Origin of the sequence: Streptomyces sp. NPDC006610, from assembly GCF_040611575.1 — a bacterium.
Taxonomy (GTDB): Bacteria; Actinomycetota; Actinomycetes; order Streptomycetales; family Streptomycetaceae; genus Streptomyces.
The window spans coordinates 41,025-65,687 of record NZ_JBEXOP010000004.1; the positions used below are offsets into that span (position 1 = coordinate 41,025).

Here is a 24,663-nt window from a genome sequence, read left to right on the forward strand (position 1 = left end):
GCGGCGCCGGATTCGACGTGGGCCTCGCTCCTTGTCGGCGCATCACCGTGCGTCTCGGTGGCCGCCCGGCCCCGGCCGTCGTCCTTCTCGTCAGCGGACACCGCGCTCAGCCGCCTCGACGACGTTGACGAGCAACTGGGCCCGCGTCATCGGGCCGACGCCGCCGGGGTTCGGGGAGATCCAGCCGGCGACCTCGGCGACGCCGGGGTGGACGTCGCCCACGATCTTGCCGTCGGCGCCGCGCGAGACGCCGACGTCGAGGACGGCCGCGCCCGGCTTGACGTCCTCGGGGCGGATCAGGTGCGCGGAACCGGCGGCGGCGACGATGATGTCCGCCCGCCGCAGATGGGCCGACAGGTCCCGGGTGCCGGTGTGGCACTGGGTCACCGTGGCGTTCTCGCTGCGCCGGGTCAGCAGCAGCGGCATCGGACGGCCGATGGTCACACCGCGGCCGACGACCACGACCTCGGCGCCCTTGATCTCGACGCCGTAGCGGCGCAGCAGGGTGAGCACGCCGTTGGGGGTGCAGGGCAGGGGCGCGGGCTCGTTGAGCACCAGCCGGCCGAGGTTCATCGGGTGCAGGCCGTCGGCGTCCTTGTCCGGGTCCATGAGCTCCAGGATCCGGTTCTCGTCGATGCCCTTGGGCAGCGGCAGCTGGACGATGTAACCGGTGCAGGCCGGGTCCTCGTTCAGCTCGCGGACGACCGCCTCGATCTCGTCCTGCGTGGCGGTGGCGGGCAGTTCGCGCTGGATGGAGGCGATGCCCACCTGGGCGCAGTCGCGGTGCTTGCCCGCGACGTACTTCTGGCTGCCGGGGTCGTCCCCGACGAGGATGGTGCCGAGGCCGGGCGTGACGCCCTTCTCCTTCAGCGCCGCCACGCGGGCGGTCAGATCGGACTTGATCGCGGCTGCGGTGGCCTTGCCATCGAGAATCTGGGCGGTCATGCCCCCCATCCTCCCGGATGACCCGGTCCGGGTTCCAATCCGGGTCGCGATCCGGGCGCCGGGCCCGCCGCGCCCATGATCAGCCAGGTTGCACTTGCACAACACCCCGCCGGCCCGACTGGACAAGCGCGAGTCCGCTGAAGAACGATGGCCGCGCAGTACCGCGGCTCATGTTCGGGGGGCATACCGCACAGCTCGTGACGTTCCTCCGCGCAATTCCGCGTCGTCCCCGCCTTTGCACCGGAGGAGAATCGGTCATGAGTTTCGGCTCGCCCAACAATCCGTACGGACAGCCGCAGAACCCGGGGCCCTACGGTCAGCCCCAGCAGCCCCAGCAGCCGTACGGCCAGCCCCAGCAGCCCGGTTACGGCTACCCGCAGGCCCCGGGCATCCCGTCGCAGGACGCCTACGGCTACCCGCAGGGCCAGCCCGCCTACCCGCAGACCCCCGGCGGCTACCCCGGCGACCCGGCCGGACCGCGCGTCGCGTCGATGGGCCGCCGCTTCGGCGCCCGTCTGATCGACAGCGTCGCCTTCTTCGTCATCTACCTCATCCTCGGCTTCGCCGGGGTGGCGGGCACGATCGGCGCCGCCGAGGAGTGCGACCCGAGCGCCGCCGACTACAACAGCTGCATGGAGGACGCCGGTTCCGGCATCGCGGCCGGCATGTTCGCCGCGATCGGCGTGATGGCGGTCGTGGGTCTGCTCTACGAGTGGCTGATGACCGGTCTGGTCGGCGCCACCCTCGGCAAGCTCGCCGTCGGCATCCGCGTGGTGAAGGTCGACACCGGCCAAAAGCCCGGCCTGGGCTCGTCGTTCATCCGCTGGATCATCCCGATCGTCGGCAGCTTCGCCTGCGGCATCGGCCAGCTCCTGGTGTACCTGTCGCCGTTCTGGGACAAGTCGGGCCGCCAGCAGGGGTGGCACGACAAGGCCGCGAGCACGATGGTCGTCCAGAACTGACCGGCCGCAGCACAGGGTCCGCCCTCATCGGCCGCGCGGGCCGTGTCCCACCCCGTAGTGACCGGGGGGACACGGCCCGCCTGCGTTCCCGCCCCCGCCGGACCGGAGGGGACGGAGCGCTCGGACGACGTGGGGATCGTCAGTGGAAGAAGTGCCGCGTCCCCGTGAAGTACATCGTCACGCCCGCCTTCTTCGCCGCCTCCACGACCAGCTCGTCGCGCACCGAACCGCCCGGCTGCGCCACGGCCTTCACGCCGGCCGCGGTGAGGATCTCCAGCCCGTCCGGGAAGGGGAAGAACGCGTCGGAGGCCGCGTACGAGCCCTGGGCGCGCTCGGCGCCGGCCCGCTCGACCGCCAGCTTCGCGGAGTCGACCCGGTTGACCTGGCCCATGCCGACGCCGACCGAGGCGCCGTCCTTGGCGAGGAGGATGGCGTTGGACTTCACGGCCCGGCAGGCCTTCCAGGCGAAGGCCAGCTCGCGCAGTTCCTCGGGCCCGAGCGGCTCGCCGGTCGCGAGGGTCCAGTTGGCCGGGTCGTCGCCGTCGGCCTGGAGGCGGTCGGTGACCTGCAGCAGCGCGCCGCCGTCGACGGGCTTGACCTCGACGGGGGCGGAGGGTGCGTCGGGGCAGCGCAGCACGCGGATGTTCTTCTTCTTGGCGAGGGCCTCCAGCGCGCCGTCCTCGTAGTCGGGCGCGACGATGACCTCGGTGAAGATCTCGGCGACCTGCTCCGCCATCTCCTTGCTGACCGGCCGGTTCACGGCGATCACGCCGCCGAACGCGGACAGCGGGTCGCAGGCGTGCGCCTTGCGGTGCGCCTCGGCGACGTCGGCGCCGATCGCGATGCCGCACGGGTTGGCGTGCTTGATGATCGCGACGCAGGGCTCGTCGTGGTCGTACGCGGCACGGCGGGCGGCGTCCGTGTCGGTGTAGTTGTTGTACGACATCTCCTTGCCGTGCAGCTGCTCGGCCTCGGCGAGGCCGCCTCCCGTGCCGGAGACGTAGAGGGCGGCGGGCTGGTGCGGGTTCTCGCCGTAGCGCAGGGTGTTCTTGCGCTCCCAGGTGGCGCCCAGGAAGTCGGGGAACTGCGAGTCGTCCACGGGGGCGTAGGCGGAGGCGAACCAGGAGGCCACGGCCACGTCGTAGGCGGCGGTGTGCTGGAAGGCCTCGGCGGCGAGCCGCTTGCGGGTGGCGAGGTCGAAGCCGCCGTCCCGCACCGCGGCCAGCACGTCGCCGTAGCGGGCGGGGCTGGTGACGACGGCGACGGAGGGGTGGTTCTTGGCGGCGGCGCGCACCATGGAGGGGCCGCCGATGTCGATCTGCTCGACGCACTCGTCGGGCGTGGCGCCGGAGGCCACGGTCTCGCGGAACGGGTAGAGGTTCACGACGACGAGGTCGAACGGCTCCACGCCCAGCTCGGCGAGCTGCCGCTGGTGGTCCTCCAGGCGCAGGTCGGCGAGGATGCCCGCGTGCACCCGGGGGTGCAGGGTCTTGACCCGGCCGTCCAGGCACTCGGGGAAGCCGGTCAGCTCCTCGACCTTGGTGACGGGGACGCCGGCGTCGGCGATGCGAGAGGCGGTGGACCCGGTGGAGACGAGGGCCACGCCCGCCTCGTGCAGGCCGCGGGCCAGCTCTTCCAGGCCGGTCTTGTCGTAGACGCTGACGAGCGCCCGTCGAATGGCCCGCTTGTTGCTCTCGGCGGTCACTGGATAACTACCTTTCGTCCCTCAATGCGATAGCCGTTGCGGGCCAGCAGCCCCACGACCTCGACGAGCAGCCTTCGCTCGACTTCCTTGATGCGCTCGTGCAGAGCGCTCTCGTCGTCCTCGTCCCGGACCTCCACCACGCCCTGCGCGATGATCGGCCCGGTGTCGACGCCGTCGTCGACGAAGTGGACAGTGCAGCCGGTGACCTTGGCGCCGTACGCGAGCGCGTCGCGGACGCCGTGGGCGCCGGGGAAACTGGGCAGCAGCGCGGGGTGGGTGTTGACGAACCGCCCGCCGAACCGGGCGAGGAACTCCTTGCCCACGATCTTCATGAACCCCGCGGAGACGACGAGGTCCGGCTCGTGGGCGGCGACCGCCTCGGCGAGCGCCGCGTCCCACTCCTCGCGCGTCCCGTGGTCCTTCACCCGCACCACGAAGGTGGGCAGCCCTGCCCGCTCGGCCCGCGCGAGCCCCTCGATGCCCTCGCGGTCGGCTCCGACGGCCACGACCTCGGCGCCGTACGCCTCGGGGCCGGTGGCGGCGATCTCGTCGAGCAGCGCCTGGAGGTTCGTACCGGATCCGGAGACCAGGACGACGAGGCGCTTGGCCACGGGCTTGGCGGCCACGGTGGGGCCCTTTCTCGGGGAAGCGTTTTGTATGGTCGTACGAACGCTTCGCGCCCCCGGATACGGGGAAGCCTACGAAGCGGCCGACCGTCAGCAACGATACCGGCACACCCGGCGGCCCCCACGGGACGGGGGCGTGGCCGGAAGGTAGCGTCTGGGAGGAGCCGGCTCGGGAACGCTGCCGTGGTGCTGCGCGTTCCCCGGGTGACGGCTCGCGCCAGATCAGCCGTACGCAGTCGTATTCACTAGGGGAAGACGCTCACTTGATGCCGGACCGGAGCCTGCGACTCCTCACGTTCCCCCCGCTGACCGCACCGGGGAGGGAGCGCAGCGGCGTGCTGCTGCGGGAGCGCCCCGCCTCGCCTCCCGACGCGCCCGGCGGCCGGCGCGGCGGCGAGGGGCAGGAGGACAACCCGTTCGCCCCGCCGCCCGAGGGCGCCCCGGACCGCCCCTGGCAGCCGCGCCGCCCCGAGGGCGACGACTCCCAGGGCGGTGACGGCGAGGGCCGGCGACCGCGGTGGGGCAGCCAGTGGAGCGACCGGCAGCCCGGCCGTTCCTCGGGCGGGTTCGGCGAGCGCCCCGGCGGCGCCCCGGACGGCCAGGGCGGCGGCCCGGCCCCCGGCCCGCGCTGGGACCCGAAGGACCCGGCGCAGCGCCGCGCGCGCTATGCGCTGCTGTCCGGCATGTGGGCCTTCTTCTTCGCCCTCTTCAGCTGGTCGTACGTGGCGCTGCTGCTCGGCGCGCTCGCGCTGTACTGGGGCGTGAGCGCCCTGCGCACCAAGCCCCGCACGCCGGACCCGGACGCCCCCGCGGCCCCGGCCACCCCGGCCGCCCCCGCTGCGCAGGCCGCCCGCCCGCAGCGGACCGCCGCGACGACCGGCCTGGTCACGGCGTCCCTGGCGCTCGCCGTGGTCGCCGCGTCGTTCGGGCTGCGGCTCGCCTACGACGACTACTACACCTGCACGAGCGACGCCCTCACCGGCCAGGCCAGGGAGGCCTGCGTGGAGCACCTGCCGGAGGACATGCCGGAGTACCTGAAGGAGATGATGGGGGCGACGGAGGGCTGACGGGCCGGTTCCCGTTCTCGGCGGTGGTGTGCCGGCAGGCTCCTCGGGCATCGGGCGTCTCGGGCATCGGACCTCTCGGGCATCAGGCCTCCTCGGACGTGGGCGGATTCGAAGGCCCGGGCGGTTCGGCCGGTGGCGCGGGTGCGGGGGCGGCCGGCGGCGGTTCGTCGGCGGACGTGGGCGGCTTCGGCGGACTGGCGGCCGGTGGGGCCGGGGGTGGGGCTGATGGGGCCGGCGGGGCCGGTACGGGGTTCGACGAGTGGCTCGGGGCGGAGTTCGGCACGAGGTGCAGGGCGAGGCCCGGGACCGGATCCGCGGGCAGCAGGTCGTAGCGGTCGCCCGCCAGGGGCCGGGGGGTGCGGGGCGGCGGCGTCGGCCTCGGCAGCGTCCTGGGCGTCTTCCTCCTGCGCGGGCGGCGGGGGCCGAGGCCCGCGGCCACGGCGTTCCGGCCGCCGCGCAGCACCTGTGCCGTGACCGCGACGGGGACCGCCGCCGCCACCGTCCACACCAGCGCCGCCGCACCGACCTGCCACCACACCGGGCCGAACCGCGACAGCGCCCCGTTGCCGAGCGGCCCGCCCGCCAGCCCCGCCAGCACCGCCAGCGCCGCCGCGCACAGCACCGCCGCCATCCCGGCCACGCCCGCCGTCCGCACCGGCGACCGCTCGCGGCCCCGCGCCACGAACCACCCCACCGTCACCCCGGCCGCCACCGGCACCACGCCCGTCGCCCAGTTCAGCGGCCCGCCGGGCCCTTCCTGCGGCACCGCCGCCAGCAACGGGAACGGCGGCAGCAGCGACGCCGGATCGGACGCCCCCGGCGCCACCACGTGTCCCGCGCCGAGCGCGAACCCCGGCCCCAGCGCGTACGCCGCGGCCCATACCGCCGCGTTCGGCACCAGCGCCACGCACAGCAGCAGCACCGCGAACCGCCCCGACCACCCCTGCGCCAGCTGCCCGAAGGCATCGCGCACCGCCTCGCCGTGCCACACGAGTGACGACGCCACCAGCACCGCCCCGCCCCCGACGTGCACCGCGGCCCCGGCGCCCGCCGCCCGTACCGCGCAGTCCAGCCGCGCCCGCCCGGCCGCGCCGCGCAGCAGCCGCCGCACCACGCCCGGCAACAGCGCCACCACACCGTCCACGGGCTCGCGGGGGCGGCCGTACGCCGTCCAGACCCCCACGCCCCCGGCCACCGCGGCGGCCAGCGGCAGGCACAGGCACGTCCAGGGCCAGGACGGCCGCAGGAACCCGCCCGCCGCGTACCCCGCGGCGGCGGCGCCGACCGTGAGGTAGCCCAGCACCACTCCCGCCCACGCCGTGCGCGCGCTCACCACGGTCCGCCCGTCCAGCCCGTCCACGGCGTCCCGTCCCGCCCGGTGCAGCAGCCACACCGGCAGCGCGAGCAGCAGCAGCGGGGCGACGCCCACGGGGGCGGGCACGCCGGAGAGGGTGTCGGCGCGGACGAGTTCGACGCCGTGCGCCGCCAGCCACAGCGCGGCGGCGACGTGCAGCGCTCCCCCGGGCCCGCTGTCCGGGTAGGGCGAGCTGATCCACAGCACGATCACCAGCACCGCGAACGAGCCGAGCCCCAGCCCTGCGGCGACCGCCCCGCCCAGGAGGCCGGCGGCCACCCCGGGCGAGCGGCCCCGCAGCCTGGCGCGCAGCCGGCCGAGCAGGAGCGACAACGGTGAACGGCGGGGGGTCATCAGGGTCACGACGGCCATGGTCCCAACGACACGCGCTTTTCCGGTGTAACGGGCGAACCTCCGATGTGTCGCTCAATATATGTTTATGCGCATTTTCGTACGAAAGGGTGCCCGGTGAAGCAGAGCCCCGCGACCCCGCTCCCCCCTCCCAAGGAGCGCCGACGTCTGCGCGAGCGAAGCGGACTGACGCAGGCTCAGCTCGCGCAGCGCCTCGGCGTGCCCCGCGAGACGGTGCGGGCGTGGGAGTCCGGCCGTACGACTCCGCGGGGCCGCAAACGCGAGGCGTACGCGGCCCTGCTGACCACTCCGCCGGAGGATGTGGCGGCTGCCGCGCAAGCTCCCTCCGCCGAGGCGGAGGTGACACCGGGTCACCGGTCGTCCGGAACCGCCGGCGTCGGGGCGGAAACGGCCGTGGCCGCATCGGACGCGCAGCCCGAACCACAGCCCGAATCACAGCTTGATCCACAGCCCGAAACACAGCTCGAATCACAGCTCGAACAGGACCCGGAACCGGCTCCGGCCCCGGACACGCCGTCGGAACCGGCCCCCGCCGACGACGACACCGGCCCCCTCCCGGTCGTCGCCGTCCCCCTCGCCGGGCCGCCCCCGCAGACGCCCGCCCAGGCCTTCGACGCCCTCTACGCCTTCTGCGCGCCCGCCCTCGTCCGCCAGGCCTATCTGCTCACCGGCCGGCGCGAACTCGCCCGCGAGTCCGTGGAGCGGGCCTTCCAGCTGGCCTGGCAGCGCTGGCCGGAGGTGGCCGTCGACCGGGACCCTGCGGGCTGGGTGCGGGCGGCGGCCTACGAGTACGCCCTCTCCCCCTGGCACCGGCTCCGCCCCCGCCACCGGCATCCGGAGGCGCCGCCCGCCGACCCGGCCGACCGCGCGCTGCTGAACGTCCTGCTGACCCTCCCGCCCTCCTACCGCCGCACGCTGCTGCTGCACGACGGCGTCGGCCTGGGCCTGCCCGAGACCGCGGCGGAGACGGAGGCGAGCACGCGCGCCGCGGCGAGCCGGCTGCTGCACGCGCGCGAGGAGGTCGCCGCCCGGCTGCCGGACCTGTCCGACCCGGCCGAGCTGAACCGGCGGCTGGCCGGGCTGGCCGCCACGGAGCGGCTGCGGGCGCCCAAGCCGTACGCGGTGCGCGGCGGCAGCGAGCGCAGGGCGCAGTTCTGGACGCGGGCCGCCATCGCCTTCACCGTCGCCCTGATCGGCGCGACGGCGCTGACGCTGCTGACGGCTCCGACGCGGTACGAGCCGCCGGTGCCGCCCGGCGAGACGGTCCGCGGGGTGCCACCGCGCGCCGCGCCCGGCCCGCTGTCGCAGGAGCAGGCGGCGCTGCGGGCCAAGCTGCGCGAGGAGGCCGTGAACGGGCCGGGGCGGCTGGTGCCCGACCCCCGCTGAGCCGGGCGCGTGGAGGAGGGCCGATCCGTCGCGCGGAGGGGAGGGGACGCGGAAGGGCCCGCACCCGGCGACGGGTGCGGGCCCTTCCGGCGCTGCTCGCCCTGACGCGCGTCACCGCGGGGTGCGCGCGACGCGGACGCTGCCGGCGGTGCGGGCAGCGGGGCGGTTCAGCCGGCGAGGATCTCGCGCGCCAGCTTGGCCGTCTCGGTCGGGGTCTTGCCGACCTTGACGCCGGCGGCCTCGAGGGCCTCCTTCTTCGCCTGGGCGGTGCCGGACGAGCCGGAGACGATGGCGCCGGCGTGACCCATGGTCTTGCCCTCCGGGGCGGTGAAGCCCGCGACGTAGCCGACGACCGGCTTGGTCACGTTCTTCGCGATGAAGTCCGCGGCCCGCTCCTCGGCGTCGCCGCCGATCTCGCCGATCATGACGATCAGGTCGGTGTCGGGGTCGGCCTCGAACGCGGCGAGCGCGTCGATGTGCGTGGTCCCGATGATCGGGTCGCCACCGATGCCGACGGCCGTCGAGAAGCCGATGTCCCGCAGCTCGTACATCATCTGGTACGTCAGCGTGCCGGACTTCGACACCAGGCCGATGCGGCCCGGCTTGGTGATGTCGCCCGGGATGATGCCGACGTTCGAGCCGCCCGGCGTGATGATGCCGGGGCAGTTCGGGCCGATGATCCGGGTCTTGTTGCCCTTCTTGCCGGCGTACGCCCAGAAGGCGGCCGAGTCGTGCACGGCGATGCCCTCGGTGATCACGACGGCCAGCGGGATCTCGGCGTCGATCGCCTCGACGACCGCGTCCTTGGTGAACTTCTCCGGCACGAAGATCACGGTGACGTTGGCGCCGGTCTTCTCGATGGCCTCCTTGACGGTGCCGAAGACCGGTACCTCGGTGCCGTCGAAGTCCACGGTCTGCCCCGCCTTGCGCGGGTTCACGCCGCCCACGACGTTGGTGCCGTCGCCGAGCATGAGCTTGGTGTGCTTCATGCCCGTTGCGCCCGTCATGCCCTGGACGATGACCTTGCTGTCCTTGTTGAGCCAGATAGACATGGTGTGTGGATGTCCTCGTCCTCGGTGCTTACTTGGCGGCTGCGGCGAGCTCGGCGGCCTTGTCGGCCGCACCGTCCATGGTGTCGACGCGCTGCACCAGCGGGTGGTTGGCGTCGGTGAGGATCTGCCGGCCCAGCTCGGCGTTGTTGCCGTCGAGACGGACGACCAGCGGCTTGGTGACCTCTTCGCCGCGGTCCTCCAGCAGCTTCAGCGCCTGGACGATGCCGTTGGCGACCTCGTCGCAGGCGGTGATGCCGCCGAAGACGTTGACGAAGACGGACTTGACGTCCGGGTCGCCGAGGATGATCTCCAGGCCGTTCGCCATCACCTGGGCGGAGGCGCCGCCGCCGATGTCCAGGAAGTTGGCGGGCTTGACGTTGCCGTGCTTCTCACCGGCGTACGCGACGACGTCCAGGGTGCTCATCACGAGACCGGCGCCGTTGCCGATGATGCCGACCTCGCCGTCGAGCTTGACGTAGTTGAGGTTCTTCTCCTTGGCGGCGGCCTCGAGCGGGTTGGCCGCGGCCTTGTCGTGGAGCTCCTCGAAGTCGGGGTGACGGAACTCGGCGTTGTCGTCCAGCGACACCTTGCCGTCGAGGGCGATGACCTCGCCGGAGGCGACCTTGGCCAGCGGGTTCACCTCGACCAGGAGGGCGTCCTCCTTGATGAAGACGTCCCACAGCTTCACCAGCACGTCGGCGACCTTGTCGGCGACCTCGGCCGGGAACTTGGCGGCCTCGACGATCTCGCGGGCCTTCTCGGGGGTCACGCCGTCGATGGCGTCCACCGGCGTCTTGGCGACGGCCTCCGGACGGGTGGCCGCCACCTCCTCGATGTCCATGCCGCCCTCGACGGAGGCGATGGAGAGGAACGTGCGGTTGGCACGGTCGAGGAGGAAGGAGACGTAGTACTCCTCGACGATCTCCGGGGCGGTCTCGGCGATCATCACCTTGTGGACCGTGTGGCCCTTGATGTCCATCCCGAGGATGTCCGTCGCGCGGGCGACGGCCTCGTCCGGGGTGGCGGCCAGCTTCACGCCGCCCGCCTTGCCGCGACCACCGACCTTCACCTGCGCCTTGACGACGGACTTGCCGCCCAGACGCTCGGTGATCTCGCGCGCCGCCTCAGGCGTGTCGATGACTTCACCGGCCAGCACCGGTACATCGTGCTTGGCGAAGAGGTCCCTCGCCTGGTACTCGAACAGGTCCACGCGCTTCCGTCCCTATCAGTGATCTCGCGGTTCGTTGGATGCGTGGGCGTGCCGCGAAGGGCAACGTGACGACCGCATGTGTCACAAGGGAAGCGCACACGGTGTCCGAGCGCGCGGCATGTCCGTCTCGCAGGTTATCGCCGCTTGCGGAGGGTCTCTAAATCGCGGGTCACGCCTGAGCGGTGATACCTGTCACATGATGCCGGACTCACCGGCACCCAGTGCCGCGGTGAGGACTCCGACATCGGCCGTTCTCCGCCCTGTCACAGGCCGGGGCAGGACCTCACCGGGCTGGCGCACGCCCGGTGAGGTCCCTCTCACCACCCCGGGGAAGCGCGTGGGCGCTCCCGTGCGGGGCCCGGCCCCGGCGGCTCCCACCCCAATGGGGCCGCCGGACCCCGGCCGCAGGTTCCGCCCGGCCGAGCCGACGGCTTTCGGCCGACCGGGCGGGGGCTGCGGGGCTGAGTGGGGGGGGTGGGGGTGGGAGTGTGAGTGGGGGTGAAGGCCGACAGGGATGGGGTGGGGTGGGTCGCCGCCCACCGGGGGCGGCCGGGATCCACCGTGATCCTCCGTGATCGGCCGGGTGGGTCGGTCGGCTACACGGTGTGGGTGACGGAGGCCGCGTCCGCGGCGACGCCCTCGACGAGGGTCCCGGCGCCGCCCGCGACGCCGTGCGCGAACGGGGCCGTCTCACCGGTGATTCCGACGAAGGGGGACGCCTCCGCCGAGACGCCCTCGGCGAAGCCGCCGGCCTGAGCGGAGACGCCGTGGGCCAGCGTCTCCGTGCTGCCCGGGACGCCGTCCACGAGCGGCCGGACGGTCCCCGTGATGCCGCCCGCCACCGGCTGCACGGCCCCCGTGGCGCCGCCCACGGCCGGCCGCACGGTTCCGGTGACGCCGTACGCGAACGGCGGAACCTCCGTCGCGACGCCCTCGGCGAAGTCCCGGGTCCGGTCGGTCACGCCGTGCGCGGGGGGCGGTACGGCGTCCGTGACGCCACCCGCGAAGGAACGGACGTCGCCCGCCACGCCGTGCGCCAACCCGGTCGCGGCGTCCACGACGGAGTGCGCCCGCGGCGGCAGTACGGCGCCCGTGGGGTCGGCGGTGACCTGACCGGCCAGTCCGGTGGCGTAGGGCGGCACGTCGGCGCAGACGCCGCCCGTGTACGCCGGTACGTCCGCGGCCACGCCGCCCACGACCGGGCGGACGTCGCCGACCACGCCGTCGGCGACCGACGGCACGCCCTCGGCGACACCGCCGACGACCGGGCGGACGCCGGCGGCCACGAAACCCGCTCGCGGCGTCCACCGCGTGGGCGGCGGTGCGGCGCCGGCCACCGCGCCGACGGCGACCGGCAAGGCCCCGTGCACCGCGCCGACGGCCACGGGCCGCGCGCCGGACGCCGCGCCGACGGCCACCGATCGCACGCCGGTCACCGCGCGACCGGCACGGGAGCGACGCCGGTCACGGCCCGGTCGGCGACAGGTCCCACGCCGGCCAGGGCCGACGCGGCGACCGGCGGCACGGCGGCCGAGACCGCCTCCTCGGCCGGCGGCGTGGCCCCACCGGCCGCCGACGTCACCGCCCCGGACGCCGAGCCGACCGCGCCCCGCACGTCCCCGTGCACGCCCGCTGCCGTACGCCCCGCGCCCGCCACCGCATGCCGCGCCTCTCCATCGCAGCCCCCCGTCACGCGGTGTCCGGTATCGGCAGCGGCCGCTTCTCGATCGCCGCCGCCATCACCTCCGGGAAGAGGTCGGGCGTGCAGGCGAAGGCCGGCGCGCCGAGCCCGGCGAGCGCCGCCGCGTGCTCCCGGTCGTAGGCGGGCGCCCCCTCGTCCGACAGCGCGAGCAGCGTCACGAACTGCACCCCCGACGCCTTCATCGCCGCCACCCGCTTCAGCATCTCGTTGCGTATCCCCCCTTCGTAGAGGTCGCTGATGAGCACGACCACCGTCTCGGAGGGCCGGGTGATCTGCGACTGGCAGTACGCCAGCGCCCGGTTGATGTCCGTGCCGCCGCCGAGCTGGGTGCCGAAGAGGACGTCGACCGGGTCGTCGAGCTGGTCGGTGAGGTCGACCACCGCCGTGTCGAAGACGACGAGCCGCGTGCTGATGGACCGCATCGACGCCAGCACCGCCCCGAACACCGACGCGTACACCACGGACGCCGCCATCGACCCCGACTGGTCGATGCAGAGGATGACCTCCTTCTTCACCGACTGGGAGGCACGCCCGTAGCCGATGAGCCGCTCCGGCACGATCGTCCGGTACTCGGGCAGATAGTGCTTGAGGTTGGCCGCGATCGTGCGGTTCCAGTCGATGTCGTGGTGGCGGGGCCGGTTGATGCGGGCGCTGCGGTCGAGGGCGCCGGTGAGCGTGGCCCGGGTGCGGGTGGCGAGGCGCTTCTCGAGGTCCTCGACCACCTTGCGCACGACGGCCCGTGCCGTTTCCTTGGTGGTCTCCGGCATCGCCTTGTTCAGCGACAGCAGCGTGCCGACGAGGTGCACGTCCGCCTCCACGGCCTCCAGCATCTCCGGCTCGAGCAGCAGAGCCGACAGCCCCAGCCGGTCGATGGCGTCACGCTGCATCACCTGGACCACCGAGGACGGGAAGTACGTCCGGATGTCCCCGAGCCAGCGCGCCACGGACGGCGCGGAGGCCCCGAGTCCCGCCGAACGGTCCTTGCCCGTACGCCCTTTGTCCGCTCTCCCGTAGAGGGCGGCGAGGGCACCGTCCATCGCGGCGTCCCGCCCGCTCAGCGCGCACCCGGTGCCGTCGGCCGAGTCCCCGCCGAGCACCAGCCGCCACCGCCGCAGCCGCTCACCGGCCTCCGCCACGCCCCCGTTCGTCACCACAGCCTCCTCCACGGCCGCCCGGCCGCCCGGCCCCGAGCCCGTCACGACCGCCGCTTCCGCAGCCGACCCCGCCACAACCGCCCCTTTCGCAGCCGACTCGTCCACCGCGCTCCCGCCCCCGTTCACTGCGTCACACCCGCCAACCCGGGCCCCGCCGTCCTTGTCGATCCCGCTGCCGCTCCCGCGCTCGGCACGGCCCTCGCGACCGACACGGCCGGCGCCCCGTCCCCGCCCGGCGCGTCCAGCCCGAGCAGCAGCCGCACCACCGGCAGCACCGCGGCGGCGCGCTCCGCGTCGAGATCGGCCGCGAAGCCGGGTGTCCCCGCCCCCGCGACCCTGCCGTCGGCGCCCTTGCCCGGCCCGCGCCGGACCAGCTCGCCGAGCGTTCTGCGCACTCCCGGCTCGTAGGCCGAGAAGGTGCGCCGCAGCAGCGGCAGCACGTCCGTGAACGCGTCGGCCGGCACCCCGGTCAGCCAGTCGTCCACCAGCCCGAGCAGCCGTTCGTCGTGCACGAGCAGCATTCCGCCGCCCCCGCCGCCGACGAACCCCTCGATCCAGGCCGCCGCGTCACCGGGCGGCGTGCCCGGGGAGAGCGCGAGGCCCATGAGCCGGGCCGCCTCCTCCCGGGCCAGCTCGCCGTCGTCCAGAAGCAGCCGCACCGCGCGTCCGCGGATGACGCCGGGCACGGTCTCCCGCGCGGACAGCACCCGCAGCACCCCCTGCCAGCGGCTCCGCAGGTCGCCATGGCCCGGTGCGGGGTCGTCGCCGAGCAGGCCGACCGCCCCGTGCACCGCGTCCACATGGCGGCGCATCTCCTCCGCCGCGTCCGCGTCGAGCGCGGCGCAGGCCGGGGGCAGCCCGACGAAGACCCGCTCGGCGAGGCCCGCGGCGACCTCCGCGAGCGCCGCGGTGCCGGTGCCGCGCACATCGCCGTAGCGCAGTGAACGGACCAGCGCCGGCAGGGCCTGGGCGAGGTGGCCCACGTCCGCGTCGAGGGCCGCGCGGTCCGCCAGGATCCGCATCACCGTCGGGAGGGCGTCCGGCAGCTCCGCGAGCAGACAGCGCTCGGCGAGGGCGGTGACGTCGGCGAGGCCCGGCGCGGAGGCGGCGTCGGCCTCCGCTTTCGCCGTCGCGGCGGACAGGACGGTCGTCCCCCACACGCCGGCCTCCGCGACCCGCACGGACAGCTCCGGCTCCCAGCGCAGCCGCCAGGTCTCCCGGAACGTCCCCGTGCTGCCCCGCGACCGCGCCGGCTCGCCCCAGCCGATGCCGAGCAGCCGCAGCCGGTGCAGCAGCCTGCTGCGTCCGGCGTCGGTCTCCTTGCGCAGGTCCAGCTCCAGCTCCCGCTCCAGCGCCTCCGGCTTGAGCCGCAGCCGCTTCTGGAGCCGGGCGAGGTCCCGCTGCAGCGGCACGGCCGGCGCCGACTCCGGCACCTCCCCCAGCACGTCCCCGACGACCAGCCGGTCGTGCACCAGCGCCAGCGGCACGTCCGCGCCCTCGCACATGACGGCCCGCACGGCGTCGGTGGTCTCGCTCAGCCCGGCCAGCGGGCGGCCCCGCATCGCGGCGAGCGTCTCGGCCAGCCGCACCGCCTCGATGACGTGCGCCGAGGAGACGATGCGGTCCTCCTCCCGGAGCAGGCCCGCCACCTTGGTCATCCATCGCACGATCGGCCGGTCGGGCGCGGCGAACAGATGCGCGTACCACCCGGGCGAATCGATCCCCGCCCCGTATCCGCTCGCGCGGGACAGCCTGCGGTGGGTCCACGGCACCCAGGTCATGTCGGCCCTGACCTTGGGCAGGCCCTTCAGCAGGGCCCGGTCGGCGGCGACGGTGACCTGCTGCCGCAGCGCGGGCACGTGCCACGCCCCGCACACCACGGCCACACCGTCGTCCCCGAACTCGCGCCGCGCCGCCCGCACCTGGAGCCGCATGTGCGCCTCCCGTACGAGGTCCCGTTCGTGGCCCCCGCTGCCGTACTCCTCCCGCAGCGCCCCCATGGCCTCCTCGAGCGCCGCGAACGGGGCGAAGGCGTCCTGCTCCCCGCGTCCCCGGTGCTCGACGACGTCCTCCCACCAGCGCTCGGGGTCGTCGTACCCGGCGGTCTCGGCGAGCACCGCGAGCGGATCGACCCGGACGGCGGAATCCGGCGCCCCGGCGTCCTCGGCGCCCGCCTCCCCGCGCTCCCCGCTTCCGGCGTCCCCTTCGCCGGTCCTCCCCGCGGAGCCGTCCGCCCCGTCGGATCCGTCCGCCCCGTCGGATCCGCCGGACCCGTCCGGCTCGCCCTCCTCCGCCTTCACCCACGCCAGCGTGTGCGTGGCCGGCAGATCGATGAAGCGGGCCGGCACGTCGTGGTCCAGGGCCCAGCGGATCGCCACCCATTCCGGGGAGAACTCGGCCAGCGGCCAGAAGGCCGACCGGCCGGGTTCGTCCACGGCATGGGCGAGCAGGGCGACCGGCGGGCGCATGTCCTCGTCGGCCGCGAGCGGGATCAGCGGGTCCGCCTCGGGCGGTCCCTCGATCAGCACGACCCGGGGCCGGGCGGCGTCGAGCGCCGCCCGCACGGCCCGCGCCGATCCCGGTCCGTGGTGCCGCACGCCGAGCAGCAGCGGCCCGGCGTGCGCCCGCCCGTTCCCCGTCACCTCAGTGCCTGCCACACCGTCCCCCTTGCGGCTTGGGCTTGGGCTCGGGCCAGCCCAGGTCGTCGTCCTCTCCCGTGCGGGCCGCGGCCGGCGCCCCGTGCACGAGGTCCCGCGCGAGGCCCCCCGCCGGGTTCCTCTCGTAGCCGCTCACGCGCTCACCTCCCGGCAGGCCCGGTAGAAGTCCTTCCAGCCGTCGCGCTCGCGGACGACCGCCTCCAGGTACTCCTGCCACACGACCCGGTCGGCCGCCGGATCGCGGACGACGGCGCCGAGGATGCCCGCGGCGACGTCGCTCGGCCGCAGCACGCCGTCGCCGAAGTGGGCGGCCAGGGCAAGCCCGTTGGTCACGACGGAGATGGCCTCCGCCGTCGAGAGCGTGCCGCTGGGCGACTTCACCTTCGTCCGGCCGTCGGCCGTGACGCCGTCGCGCAGCTCGCGGAAGACGGTGACCACCCGGCGGATCTCCTCCACGCCCTCCGGCACGGCCGGCAGGTCGAGGGAACGGCCGATCTGGTCGACGCGCCGCGAGACGATGTCGACCTCCGCCTCGACGCTGTCCGGCAGCGGCAGGACGACGGTGTTGAAGCGGCGGCGCAGGGCGCTGGACAGGTCGTTGACCCCGCGGTCGCGGTCGTTGGCCGTCGCGATCAGGTTGAACCCGCGGACCGCCTGCACCTCCTGGCCCAGTTCCGGTATGGGCAGGGTCTTCTCCGACAGGATCGTGATCAGCGTGTCCTGCACATCGGCCGGGATGCGGGTCAGCTCCTCGACGCGGGCGGTCATCCCCTCCGCCATCGCCCGCATCACCGGGCTGGGCACCAGGGCGTCGCGGCTGGGGCCGTGCGCGAGCAGCTGGGCGTAGTTCCAGCCGTAGCGGATGGCCTCCTCCGGTGTGCCGGCGGTGCCCTGGACGAGCAGTGTCGAGTCGCCGCTGACGGCCGCCGCCAGGTGCTCGGACACCCAGGTCTTGGCGGTGCCGGGCACGCCGAGCAGGAGCAGGGCGCGGTCGGTGGCGAGGGTGGTGACGGCGACCTCCACGATGCGGCGCGGCCCCACGTACTTCGGCGTGATGACCGTGCCGTCGGGCAGGGTGCCGCCGAGGAGATAGGTCGCCACCGCCCACGGTGACAGCTTCCAGCGGGCCGGCCGCGGACGGTCGTCCTGCGCGGCCAGCGCGGCGAGTTCGTCCGCGAAGGCGTCCTCGGCGTGCGGGCGCAGCGCTTCCTGGTTCGCGGGCGCGGAGCCGTTCTGGCTCGGGTCGACGGACGTCGGTTCTACGGACACAGACATGGCTGAGTCCCCCTCCAGCTCTGCCGGTTCGGATCTGGTGTCCACCGTGCACCACGCCACTGACAATCCGTTCCGACCTGGGCAAACGCGCTCGCGGCCCGGTTGGCGGGACCGATTGTCAGTGGCAGGTCCTACCTTCGGGGACATGACTCAGCAGGGGGTGCGCTGGACCGCGGACCAGGTGCTGGCACTGGCGCCTGACACCGCGTCGCGCAAAGCGGGAAGCAAACTCGGCACGGCCGGACCGTGGTCCGAGACGGGCAGTTCCGACGAGGGGACGGTGTGGGGGCTGTGCAAGGGCAGCGGCAGCAAGCCGTATCAGACGGTCGTCGACATCGCGGACGCCGCGGGGCCGGCGTACAAGTGCAGTTGCCCGAGCCGGAAGTTCCCGTGCAAGCACGCGCTGGGGCTGCTGCTGCTCTGGGCGGGCGGCGACGGCGCGGTGCCGGCGGGCTCGGCTCCGGACTGGGCCGAGCAGTGGCTGGCGGGCCGGCGCAAGCGGGCCGCTGAGAAGCGGACGGGGGGAGCGGAGGGGGCCGCGGCCGGTTCCGCCGATCCGGAGGCGTCGCGGCGCCGGGCGGAGCGGCGGGCCGAGCGCATCACCGCGGGCGCGACCGAGCTGGAGCAGCGCCTGGCGGACCTGCTGCGCGGCGGCCTGGCCGCGGCGGAGCAGGCCGGGTACGGCCTGTGGGAGGAGACCGCCGCCCGGATGGTCGACGCCCAGGCGCCCGGGCTGGCCGCCCGCGTGCGGGAGTTCGGGGCCATAGCGGCGTCCGGTCCGGGCTGGCCGGTCCGGCTGCTGGAGGAGTGCGCGCTGCTCCACCTGCTCGACCAGGGCTGGCTGCGTCGTGATCTGCTGCCGGAGGACCTGGCCACCACGGTCCGTTCCCGCGTCGGCCTGCCCACCTCGGCGGACGGCCCGCCGGTGCGGGACCGATGGCTGGTCCTCGCCCAGTACGACACGTCCGACGGCAAGCTGACGACGCGTCGCATCTGGCTCTACGGCGCCGAGTCGGGCCGCACCGCGCTGCTTCTGTCCTACGGAGCGGCGGGCCGCGCCCCCGAGCTGGCGCTGCCGGTGGGCCTGGCCCTGGACGCGGAAGTGTCCGCCCATGCGGGCGCCGGCCGGTCGCGCGCGGCGCTCGGTGAGCAGTTCGCACCGGCCGCTCCGGCGGTGATACGGCCGCCGGGCGTGACGACGACGGTCGCGGCGGCCCGCTACGGCGAGGCGCTGCGTGCCGACCCGTGGCTCGAGGCGGTCCCGGTGACGCTGGAGCGGGTCGTCCCCACCCCGGACGGGGAGTCCTGGCAGCTGGCGGACGCCGACGAGGACGCGGCGCTGCCCCTCACCCCCGCCGCCCGCGCCCGCCCCGGCCTGTGGCGTCTGGTCGCCCTCTCGGGCGGTGCGCCGGTCAAGGTCTTCGGCGAGTGCGGCCACCAGGGCTTCACCCCGCTGACGGCCTGGTCGCCGGCCACGGGAGAGGTGGTGGCGCTGTGCTGACCGCCCGGCCCGCCGCCCTCCGAGACTCCCGCCCGTCCCCGAACGGCCCGAAGGGAACGCCGTGAACACGACCGCGCCGACCTCGTCACCCGTCTCCACCGCCACGACCGCCGGCGCCACCACCGCCGGCACCGGCATCTCCGACACCACCGCCGCCGCTTCCGGCTCCGCCGACACGTCCGGGCCGTCCGCGTGGGAGGACCTCGTCACCACCGCGCTGCTGGGCACCGACCGGCGCCCGCCCCGGGCCGGCGCCCCCGGCCGGGACGCGCCGGTGGCGCTGCTGGACGCCGCGGCCGAGGAGACCGTGCGCCGCCGCGCCGGGCTGCGTCCCGCGCGCCCGGCCCGGCGTCCCGAGCCGGCCCCGCACGATGCGCGGCCGCCCCTGCCCGCCGCCGCGGCCCGCAGGCTCACGATGCTCCTGGCGGACCGTCCGGGCCAGGGCGGCGGTGGCCGCAGAGGCACGGCGCCCGACCTCATGGAGCTGCTGCCCCAGTGGCTCGCGGCGGCCAACTCCCGCGGTTTCGCACCGCCACCGGAGGCGCTGCCCGCCCTCCTGGACGCGGCACGGGGCCGCACGGACCTGCGGCCGGCGGCACTGGCGTTCGCCGGTCCGCGCGCCCTGTGGCTCGCACGGCTCAACCCCGACTGGCGGTTCGCGCTGCGTGCGACGCCGGGCGGGGGCGCGTCGCTGCCGCGCCTGGACGACGCGGATCAGGTGCGCCGACTGTGGGAGGAGGGCCTGTTCGCCGAGCGGGTCGCCCTGCTCGCGGCGATACGCGCCCACGATCCGGCAGCGGCGCGCGAGTTGCTGCAGTCCACCTGGGCGACGGAGCGCGCCGAGGACCGGCTGATGTTCCTGGACTCGCTGCGCACGCGCCTGTCCGCCGAGGACGAACCGTTCCTGGAGCAGTCCCTGGCCGACCGCAGCCGCAACGTACGGGCGACGGCGGCGGAGCTGCTGTCGGCGCTTCCCGGCTCGGCGCTGGCCGCGCGGATGGCCGTCCGGGCCGCGGCCTGCGTCGCCCTCGACCACACGCGGGACAGGCCGACGATCGCCGTGGAGGCGCCGCACGAGTGCGACGCGGGCATGGAGCGCGATGGGGTCGTGGCCAAGGCCCCCGCCGGCCGGGGTGAGCGGTCCTGGTGGTTCGGACAGCTGGTGGAGGCGGCGCCGCTGGGGACGTGGCCGGACCGGCTGGGCGGGCGCACGCCCGAGCAGATACTCGAACTGCCGGTCGCGGACGACTGGCAGGGCGAGCTGCACGCCGCCTGGTGCCGGGCGGCGGTCCGGCAGGGGGACTCCCGCTGGGCGCGGGCGCTGCTGGGCGCGCCCTCCGTACCCGAGGCGGCCGGTCCGGGCGCGGTGTCACTGGCCGAGCGGGCCAAGCTGCTCGGCACGCTGGGGGCCGGCGAACGGGCCGAGTGGGTGGCCGGGTTCATCGCGACGCACGGTCTGTCCGAGGCGTTCCAGCTGCTCGGCGGGTGCGCGACGCCCTGGGCGCCGACCCTGGGCCGGGCCGTGGTCGACGCGCTCAACATCGCGCGGGACGCGGGTAGTTACCCGTGGAGCTTCAGCGGGGTCATGGGCCTGGCCGAACGCTGCCTCGACCCGGCCGAGGCCGACCGACTCGCCGGGCTGATGGCCGTGCCGGAGGAGCCGGAGGACGGCTCACCGGGGGCGGGCGGATACTGGGCCGAGGCCTTCCAGCGCCTGGTGACCACCCTGCGCCTGCGCGCGGCGATGGCCGAGGAACTGGGGGCGGAGCCGGCAGGGGCGCCCGCGACGACCGGCTGACAAGGGGCGCATCCGTCCGGCCGGCCGGGCGGCGACGAGGAGCGGGCGTGGTGCGCGCGTCCGGCGACCGGGCGGCAGCGCGCCCTCTCCGGAGGCGTACGGCCGGAGCCACGACCGGTGGTGCACGACCCGCGCCGGACGCCACCCATCTGCCCCACCGCAGTCAGGGCTCCGCCACAGTCCGGGCTCCACCACGGTCCGAGCCCGGCGCCCGGCCCCGAGTGTCGTTGCCCAGGCTCCGGGCCGTCGCACAGCCCCGGGCGTCGTCGCACCGGCGCACCCCCGGCCCCGCACGGGCAATGCCCGGCCACCGGGCGCAGGCCGCGCGCAGGCTCCGCACCGCAGCGGCGCGGCCCGCCACGCAGGCGGTCCTACGCGCCGGCGGGCTGCCGTACGTTCGTCCGGACCCAGTCCACGATGGACGCGGTCGTGGCGCCGGGGGTGAAGATCTCGGCGACGCCCTTCTCCTTCAGCCCGGGGATGTCCCCGTCGGGGATGATGCCGCCGCCGAAGACCAGGATGTCCTCGGCGTCGCGCTGCTTGAGCAGGTCGATGACCGCCGCGAAAAGCGTGTTGTGGGCGCCGGAGAGGATGGACAGGCCGATCGCGTCGGCGTCCTCCTGGATCGCGGTGTCGACGATCTGCTCGGGCGTCTGGTGGAGGCCCGTGTAGATGACCTCCATGCCGGCGTCCCGCAGTGCACGCGCGATCACCTTGGCCCCACGATCGTGACCGTCGAGCCCCGGCTTGGCGACGACCACGCGGATCGGACCCGCTGCCACACCCATCACTGCCTCCATGAAGCGATTAGTGAACGAACGTTATCGCCAGCATCCCGCAACCGGCGGTTTTACGGTGCGCTCAGAGGGGGAAATCACATGGTGGGACATATTCACTGCGCCGGTTCCCCTCGGACACCGGGAGCCGCGCGCCGGGAGCAGCCACGACACCGGCCGGGACGCCGGTACAGGGACGAAGGGCACGCAGACCTCACCGGAACGGAACCAAGCCTCAGTCGCGCCCGTCGCTCCGTCGACACCCTCCGTGGCCCTCCCCACGGGCGCACACGGAGACAGAGCCGTCTTCCGCGTGCCGACGGGAGGTCGGCCCATGAAGGCCACGCAGCTCACGCAGCTCGCCCAGGTCAGCCAGGTCGTACGGTTCACCGGAGGACTGCTCCCCGAGCCGCTGCGCCGGTGTCTGCTCCCCGCCCTCGGCATCCCCGGCAGCCTGACCGGCCTCTCCATGGCCCTCCTCAAGGCGACCGCCCTCGACGTCGCGATCCTCGCCGGTCACCTCGTCCTCTACCCCTACGGCATCGCCCAGGAGCGCCGGACCCCGCCCCTCCGCCCGAGGGTGCCCGCCCAGGGGTCCGCCGAGGCCGATGCCGAAAACGCCCCGGACCGGGGCGCGGCGCACGCCGCCGCCTTGCCCACGCGCACCCGGCCGCCCGTCGTGCTCCTGCACGGCTTCATCGACAACCGCTCCGTCTTCCTCCTGCTGCGCCGCTCCCTCGCCCAGGACGGCCACCAGCACGTCGAGTCGCTGAACTACTCGCCGCTGACCTGCGACATCCGCACGGCCGCCAGGCTGCTCGGCCGACACGTCGAGGAGATCTGCGAGCGCACGGGCAGCGACCGTGTCGACATCGTCGGCCACAGCCTCGGCGGCCTGATCGCCCGCTACTACGTGCAGCGCCTGGCCGGCGACACGCGCGTGCGCACCGTCGTCACCCTCGGCACCCCGCACTCCGGAACCCGGGTCGTGCCGCTCGCCGACGCGCACCCCATCGTGCGCCAGATGCGCCCCGGCTCCTCCCTCCTCGAGGAACTGACGCTGCCCGCGCCGGGCTGCCGTACACGCTTCGTGAGCTTCTGGAGCGACCTCGACCATCTGATGGACCCGCTGGACAGCGCCCGCATCGACCACCCCGACCTGCCGGCGAGGAACGTGCGCGTCACCGGGGTCGGCCATTTCGCCCTCCCGGTCCACCCGGCCGTGGCAGCCGAGATCCGCCGGACCCTGGACTCCGCGCACGACACGCCCGCCACCCCGGGGCAGGCGGGCGCCTCCGGCAGCCTCACCGTCGCCTGACGAAGCGGCAACGGCAGGAGGATCGCCGTGAGCCCCTGTGCGTGAGTGGTGAGGTGGTTGGCGGTGTGCGTAGTGGGCGCCGACGCACGTCGCCGCCGCCCAGCAACTTCGAACATTCGTCGAACACAAACCAAAGGGCGTGCCTGCACTCCCCCGAAACACGGCCGAATGCCCGTTTCCTTCGCGAGGGAAACCTGCCGAAGATTGTCGCGCCCGCGTACCGCCGGGTACAGTCGCCGCACTGCTCTGCCAGCCCCTGTTGTCGAGGCGAAAGAGAAGTTGGTGAACGACCGTCACCCGTCGGGGACCATGACCACCCCGGCCCCGGCTTCCGAAGCCGCCGCGGCGCATCACGCGTCGTACGGCACGCAGGAGGCCCCGTACGGCGCTTTCACCACCGGTGACTTCACCACATACGGCGGTTACGACGCCAACGGTTTTGCCACCGGCGGCCACGCCGCCACGCACCCGGCCGCCACGAGCTTCGAGGCGGACCCGCTCTTCGGCTCCCTCGAGGGCAGCGCCCACGACACCGGCGCCCACGACGCCACCCAGTGGACCACCGGCACGCACCAGTCCCCCGGCTACGACCCGTACGCGGCGCAGCACACCGCCTACGACACCGGCGCGTACGACTCCACCGCCTGGACCGGCGAGTACCAGCAGCTCTCCGTCATCCCGCAGCAGGCCGGCGCACCGGACGTCAGCGGCCAGTGGGACGCGAGCGCCTGGGCCCAGCCCGAGCAGACCGCCGCCGACCCGACCCAGCAGTGGGAGTGGGGCACGCAGGCCTTCGACACCGGCGCCTACGACGCCACCCAGTGGAACTCCGACGGCAGCGCCGCGAACCCCGCGACCGCCGTGCCCGGCGAGGACTTCAGCCACCACGCGGAAACGCACCACGCGGAGACCCACCACACCGAGGGCGAGCTGCACGCCACCGGCGAGCTGCCCGCCGCGGACGAGGCCGACCGGGCGGATCCCGCTCAGGACCTGCTGCTCCTGGACGACCAGGAGGAGGTCACGCCCGCCCCGGCCACGCGCGCCGGCTCCCGTGCCGCAAGCCGTTCCCGCCGCCGTACGCCGCCCAAGCGCTCCGCGCTGCTGACCGTGGCCGTGCCGTCGGCGTGCGTGATGAGCGTGGCCGGCATCGCCGCCGCGTCCGTCGGCTCGTTCGGCGACGATTCCAAGGACACGTCGACGACCGCCGCCGACGCGCCGCCGGTGAAACCGTCCACCGCCAACAGCCGGCTCGACACCCAGCTGGAGAGCCTCAGCGCCGAGGCGGACGACTTCGCCGACCGGGCCAGCCGGACGCAGGAGCGCATCGACCTCAAGGCGCAGCAGGAGGCCGAGCAGCGGAAGGCGGCGGCGGAGGCCGCCCGCAAGGAGCGGCTGCGCCCCAAGTACGCCCTGCCGGTCGCGCAGCACGGACTCAGCGCCTATTTCGGCCAGGCCGGCATCAACTGGATGTCCGTGCACACCGGCATCGACTTCCCGGTCGCCTACGGCTCGACGGTGATGGCCGCGACCGACGGCACCGTGCGCACCGAGTACAACAGCGCGTACGGCAACATGATGATCGTGACGGCGATGGACGGCACGGAGACGTGGTACTGCCACCTCTCCAGCTACCGGGTCGCCCCCGGCACCACCGTCAAGGCCGGCGACCCGATCGCGTACTCCGGCAACTCCGGCAACTCCACCGGCCCGCACCTGCACTTCGAGGTGCGCCCCGGCGGCGGCTCGGCGGTCGACCCGCTGGCCTGGCTGCGCAGCCACGGCCTGGAGCCGTCGTAACAA

At 74.5% G+C, this 24,663-nt stretch carries 19 protein-coding genes; 7 read left to right on the forward strand and 12 right to left on the reverse strand.

The features are described 5' to 3' along the window. Positions 1-90 precede the first annotated feature (90 nt). Positions 91-945, reverse strand: coding sequence for a bifunctional methylenetetrahydrofolate dehydrogenase/methenyltetrahydrofolate cyclohydrolase (locus ABZY13_RS04610; RefSeq protein WP_356627405.1), 855 nt, complete (start codon positions 943-945; stop codon positions 91-93). A 257-nt stretch (positions 946-1,202) separates the two neighbouring features. On the opposite strand from ABZY13_RS04610, the gene ABZY13_RS04615 reads away from it, so the two are divergent. After that, positions 1,203-1,907 carry an RDD family protein gene (locus tag ABZY13_RS04615; RefSeq protein WP_356627406.1) on the forward strand — a complete coding sequence of 235 codons (705 nt, stop codon included), beginning with the start codon at positions 1,203-1,205 and terminating at the stop codon, positions 1,905-1,907. 139 nt (positions 1,908-2,046) lie between these two features. Here ABZY13_RS04615 and purH read toward each other — a convergent pair whose 3' ends face one another. Together purH and purN are read right to left on the reverse strand one after the other, a co-directional pair. Further along, positions 2,047-3,612, reverse strand: a complete 1,566-nt coding sequence (purH, locus tag ABZY13_RS04620) for a bifunctional phosphoribosylaminoimidazolecarboxamide formyltransferase/IMP cyclohydrolase (RefSeq protein WP_356627407.1) — start codon at positions 3,610-3,612, stop codon at positions 2,047-2,049. Further along, the gene (purN, locus tag ABZY13_RS04625) at positions 3,609-4,238 is read right to left on the reverse strand and encodes a phosphoribosylglycinamide formyltransferase (RefSeq protein WP_356627408.1); all 630 of its coding nucleotides are present in this window, start codon (positions 4,236-4,238) and stop codon (positions 3,609-3,611) included. Before purN ends, purH begins: the two co-directional genes overlap by 4 nt. A gap of 266 nt (positions 4,239-4,504) precedes the next feature. Here purN and ABZY13_RS04630 point away from each other — a divergent pair, with 266 nt between their 5' ends. Next, the gene (locus ABZY13_RS04630; protein WP_356627409.1) at positions 4,505-5,305 is read left to right on the forward strand and encodes a hypothetical protein; all 801 of its coding nucleotides are present in this window, start codon (positions 4,505-4,507) and stop codon (positions 5,303-5,305) included. Between the two features lie 82 nt (positions 5,306-5,387). Here the strand turns inward: ABZY13_RS04630 and ABZY13_RS04635 are convergent, their stop codons facing one another. Continuing rightward, the gene (locus tag ABZY13_RS04635) at positions 5,388-7,031 is read right to left on the reverse strand and encodes a DUF6350 family protein (protein WP_356627410.1); all 1,644 of its coding nucleotides are present in this window, start codon (positions 7,029-7,031) and stop codon (positions 5,388-5,390) included. Positions 7,032-7,127: 96 nt separating this feature from the next. On the opposite strand from ABZY13_RS04635, the gene ABZY13_RS04640 reads away from it, so the two are divergent. Beyond that, complete coding sequence (locus ABZY13_RS04640; protein WP_356627411.1) at positions 7,128-8,417, forward strand: sigma factor-like helix-turn-helix DNA-binding protein; 1,290 nt, start codon at positions 7,128-7,130, stop codon at positions 8,415-8,417. A 167-nt stretch (positions 8,418-8,584) separates the two neighbouring features. Here ABZY13_RS04640 and sucD read toward each other — a convergent pair whose 3' ends face one another. The 7 genes from sucD to ABZY13_RS04675 form a co-directional block, all read right to left on the reverse strand. After that, positions 8,585-9,469, reverse strand: coding sequence for a succinate--CoA ligase subunit alpha (gene sucD / locus ABZY13_RS04645; RefSeq protein ID WP_356627412.1), 885 nt, complete (start codon positions 9,467-9,469; stop codon positions 8,585-8,587). Positions 9,470-9,497: 28 nt separating this feature from the next. After that, a complete protein-coding gene (gene sucC / locus ABZY13_RS04650; protein ID WP_356627413.1) occupies positions 9,498-10,679 on the reverse strand; it encodes an ADP-forming succinate--CoA ligase subunit beta in 1,182 nt (393 codons plus the stop codon). 596 nt (positions 10,680-11,275) lie between these two features. Beyond that, positions 11,276-12,115, reverse strand: coding sequence for a hypothetical protein (locus ABZY13_RS04655; protein ID WP_356627414.1), 840 nt, complete (start codon positions 12,113-12,115; stop codon positions 11,276-11,278). After that, positions 12,112-12,306 carry a hypothetical protein gene (locus ABZY13_RS04660; protein WP_356627415.1) on the reverse strand — a complete coding sequence of 65 codons (195 nt, stop codon included), beginning with the start codon at positions 12,304-12,306 and terminating at the stop codon, positions 12,112-12,114. Before ABZY13_RS04660 ends, ABZY13_RS04655 begins: the two co-directional genes overlap by 4 nt. A gap of 62 nt (positions 12,307-12,368) precedes the next feature. After that, the gene (locus tag ABZY13_RS04665; RefSeq protein WP_356627416.1) at positions 12,369-13,532 is read right to left on the reverse strand and encodes a VWA domain-containing protein; all 1,164 of its coding nucleotides are present in this window, start codon (positions 13,530-13,532) and stop codon (positions 12,369-12,371) included. 125 nt (positions 13,533-13,657) lie between these two features. Continuing rightward, entirely contained in the window at positions 13,658-16,192 is a 2,535-nt protein-coding gene (locus ABZY13_RS04670) for a DUF5682 family protein (RefSeq protein ID WP_356627418.1), read from the reverse strand. Between the two features lie 132 nt (positions 16,193-16,324). Continuing rightward, a complete protein-coding gene (locus ABZY13_RS04675) occupies positions 16,325-17,467 on the reverse strand; it encodes an AAA family ATPase (RefSeq protein WP_356627419.1) in 1,143 nt (380 codons plus the stop codon). 145 nt (positions 17,468-17,612) lie between these two features. Between ABZY13_RS04675 and ABZY13_RS04680 the strand changes: the two genes are divergently transcribed. Together ABZY13_RS04680 and ABZY13_RS04685 are read left to right on the forward strand one after the other, a co-directional pair. Continuing rightward, positions 17,613-18,968 (forward strand): SWIM zinc finger family protein, encoded by a 1,356-nt coding sequence (locus tag ABZY13_RS04680; RefSeq protein WP_356627420.1) that lies wholly within the window; start codon positions 17,613-17,615, stop codon positions 18,966-18,968. Between the two features lie 136 nt (positions 18,969-19,104). Continuing rightward, positions 19,105-20,766 carry a DUF5691 domain-containing protein gene (locus tag ABZY13_RS04685; protein WP_356627565.1) on the forward strand — a complete coding sequence of 554 codons (1,662 nt, stop codon included), beginning with the start codon at positions 19,105-19,107 and terminating at the stop codon, positions 20,764-20,766. A gap of 371 nt (positions 20,767-21,137) precedes the next feature. Here ABZY13_RS04685 and ABZY13_RS04690 read toward each other — a convergent pair whose 3' ends face one another. Next, entirely contained in the window at positions 21,138-21,554 is a 417-nt protein-coding gene (locus ABZY13_RS04690) for a cobalamin B12-binding domain-containing protein (RefSeq protein ID WP_356627421.1), read from the reverse strand. Between the two features lie 322 nt (positions 21,555-21,876). On the opposite strand from ABZY13_RS04690, the gene ABZY13_RS04695 reads away from it, so the two are divergent. Together ABZY13_RS04695 and ABZY13_RS04700 are read left to right on the forward strand one after the other, a co-directional pair. Next, a complete protein-coding gene (locus tag ABZY13_RS04695) occupies positions 21,877-22,860 on the forward strand; it encodes an alpha/beta fold hydrolase (protein WP_356627422.1) in 984 nt (327 codons plus the stop codon). A 282-nt stretch (positions 22,861-23,142) separates the two neighbouring features. Further along, positions 23,143-24,660 carry a M23 family metallopeptidase gene (locus ABZY13_RS04700; RefSeq protein WP_356627423.1) on the forward strand — a complete coding sequence of 506 codons (1,518 nt, stop codon included), beginning with the start codon at positions 23,143-23,145 and terminating at the stop codon, positions 24,658-24,660. Positions 24,661-24,663: the final 3 nt, after the last annotated feature.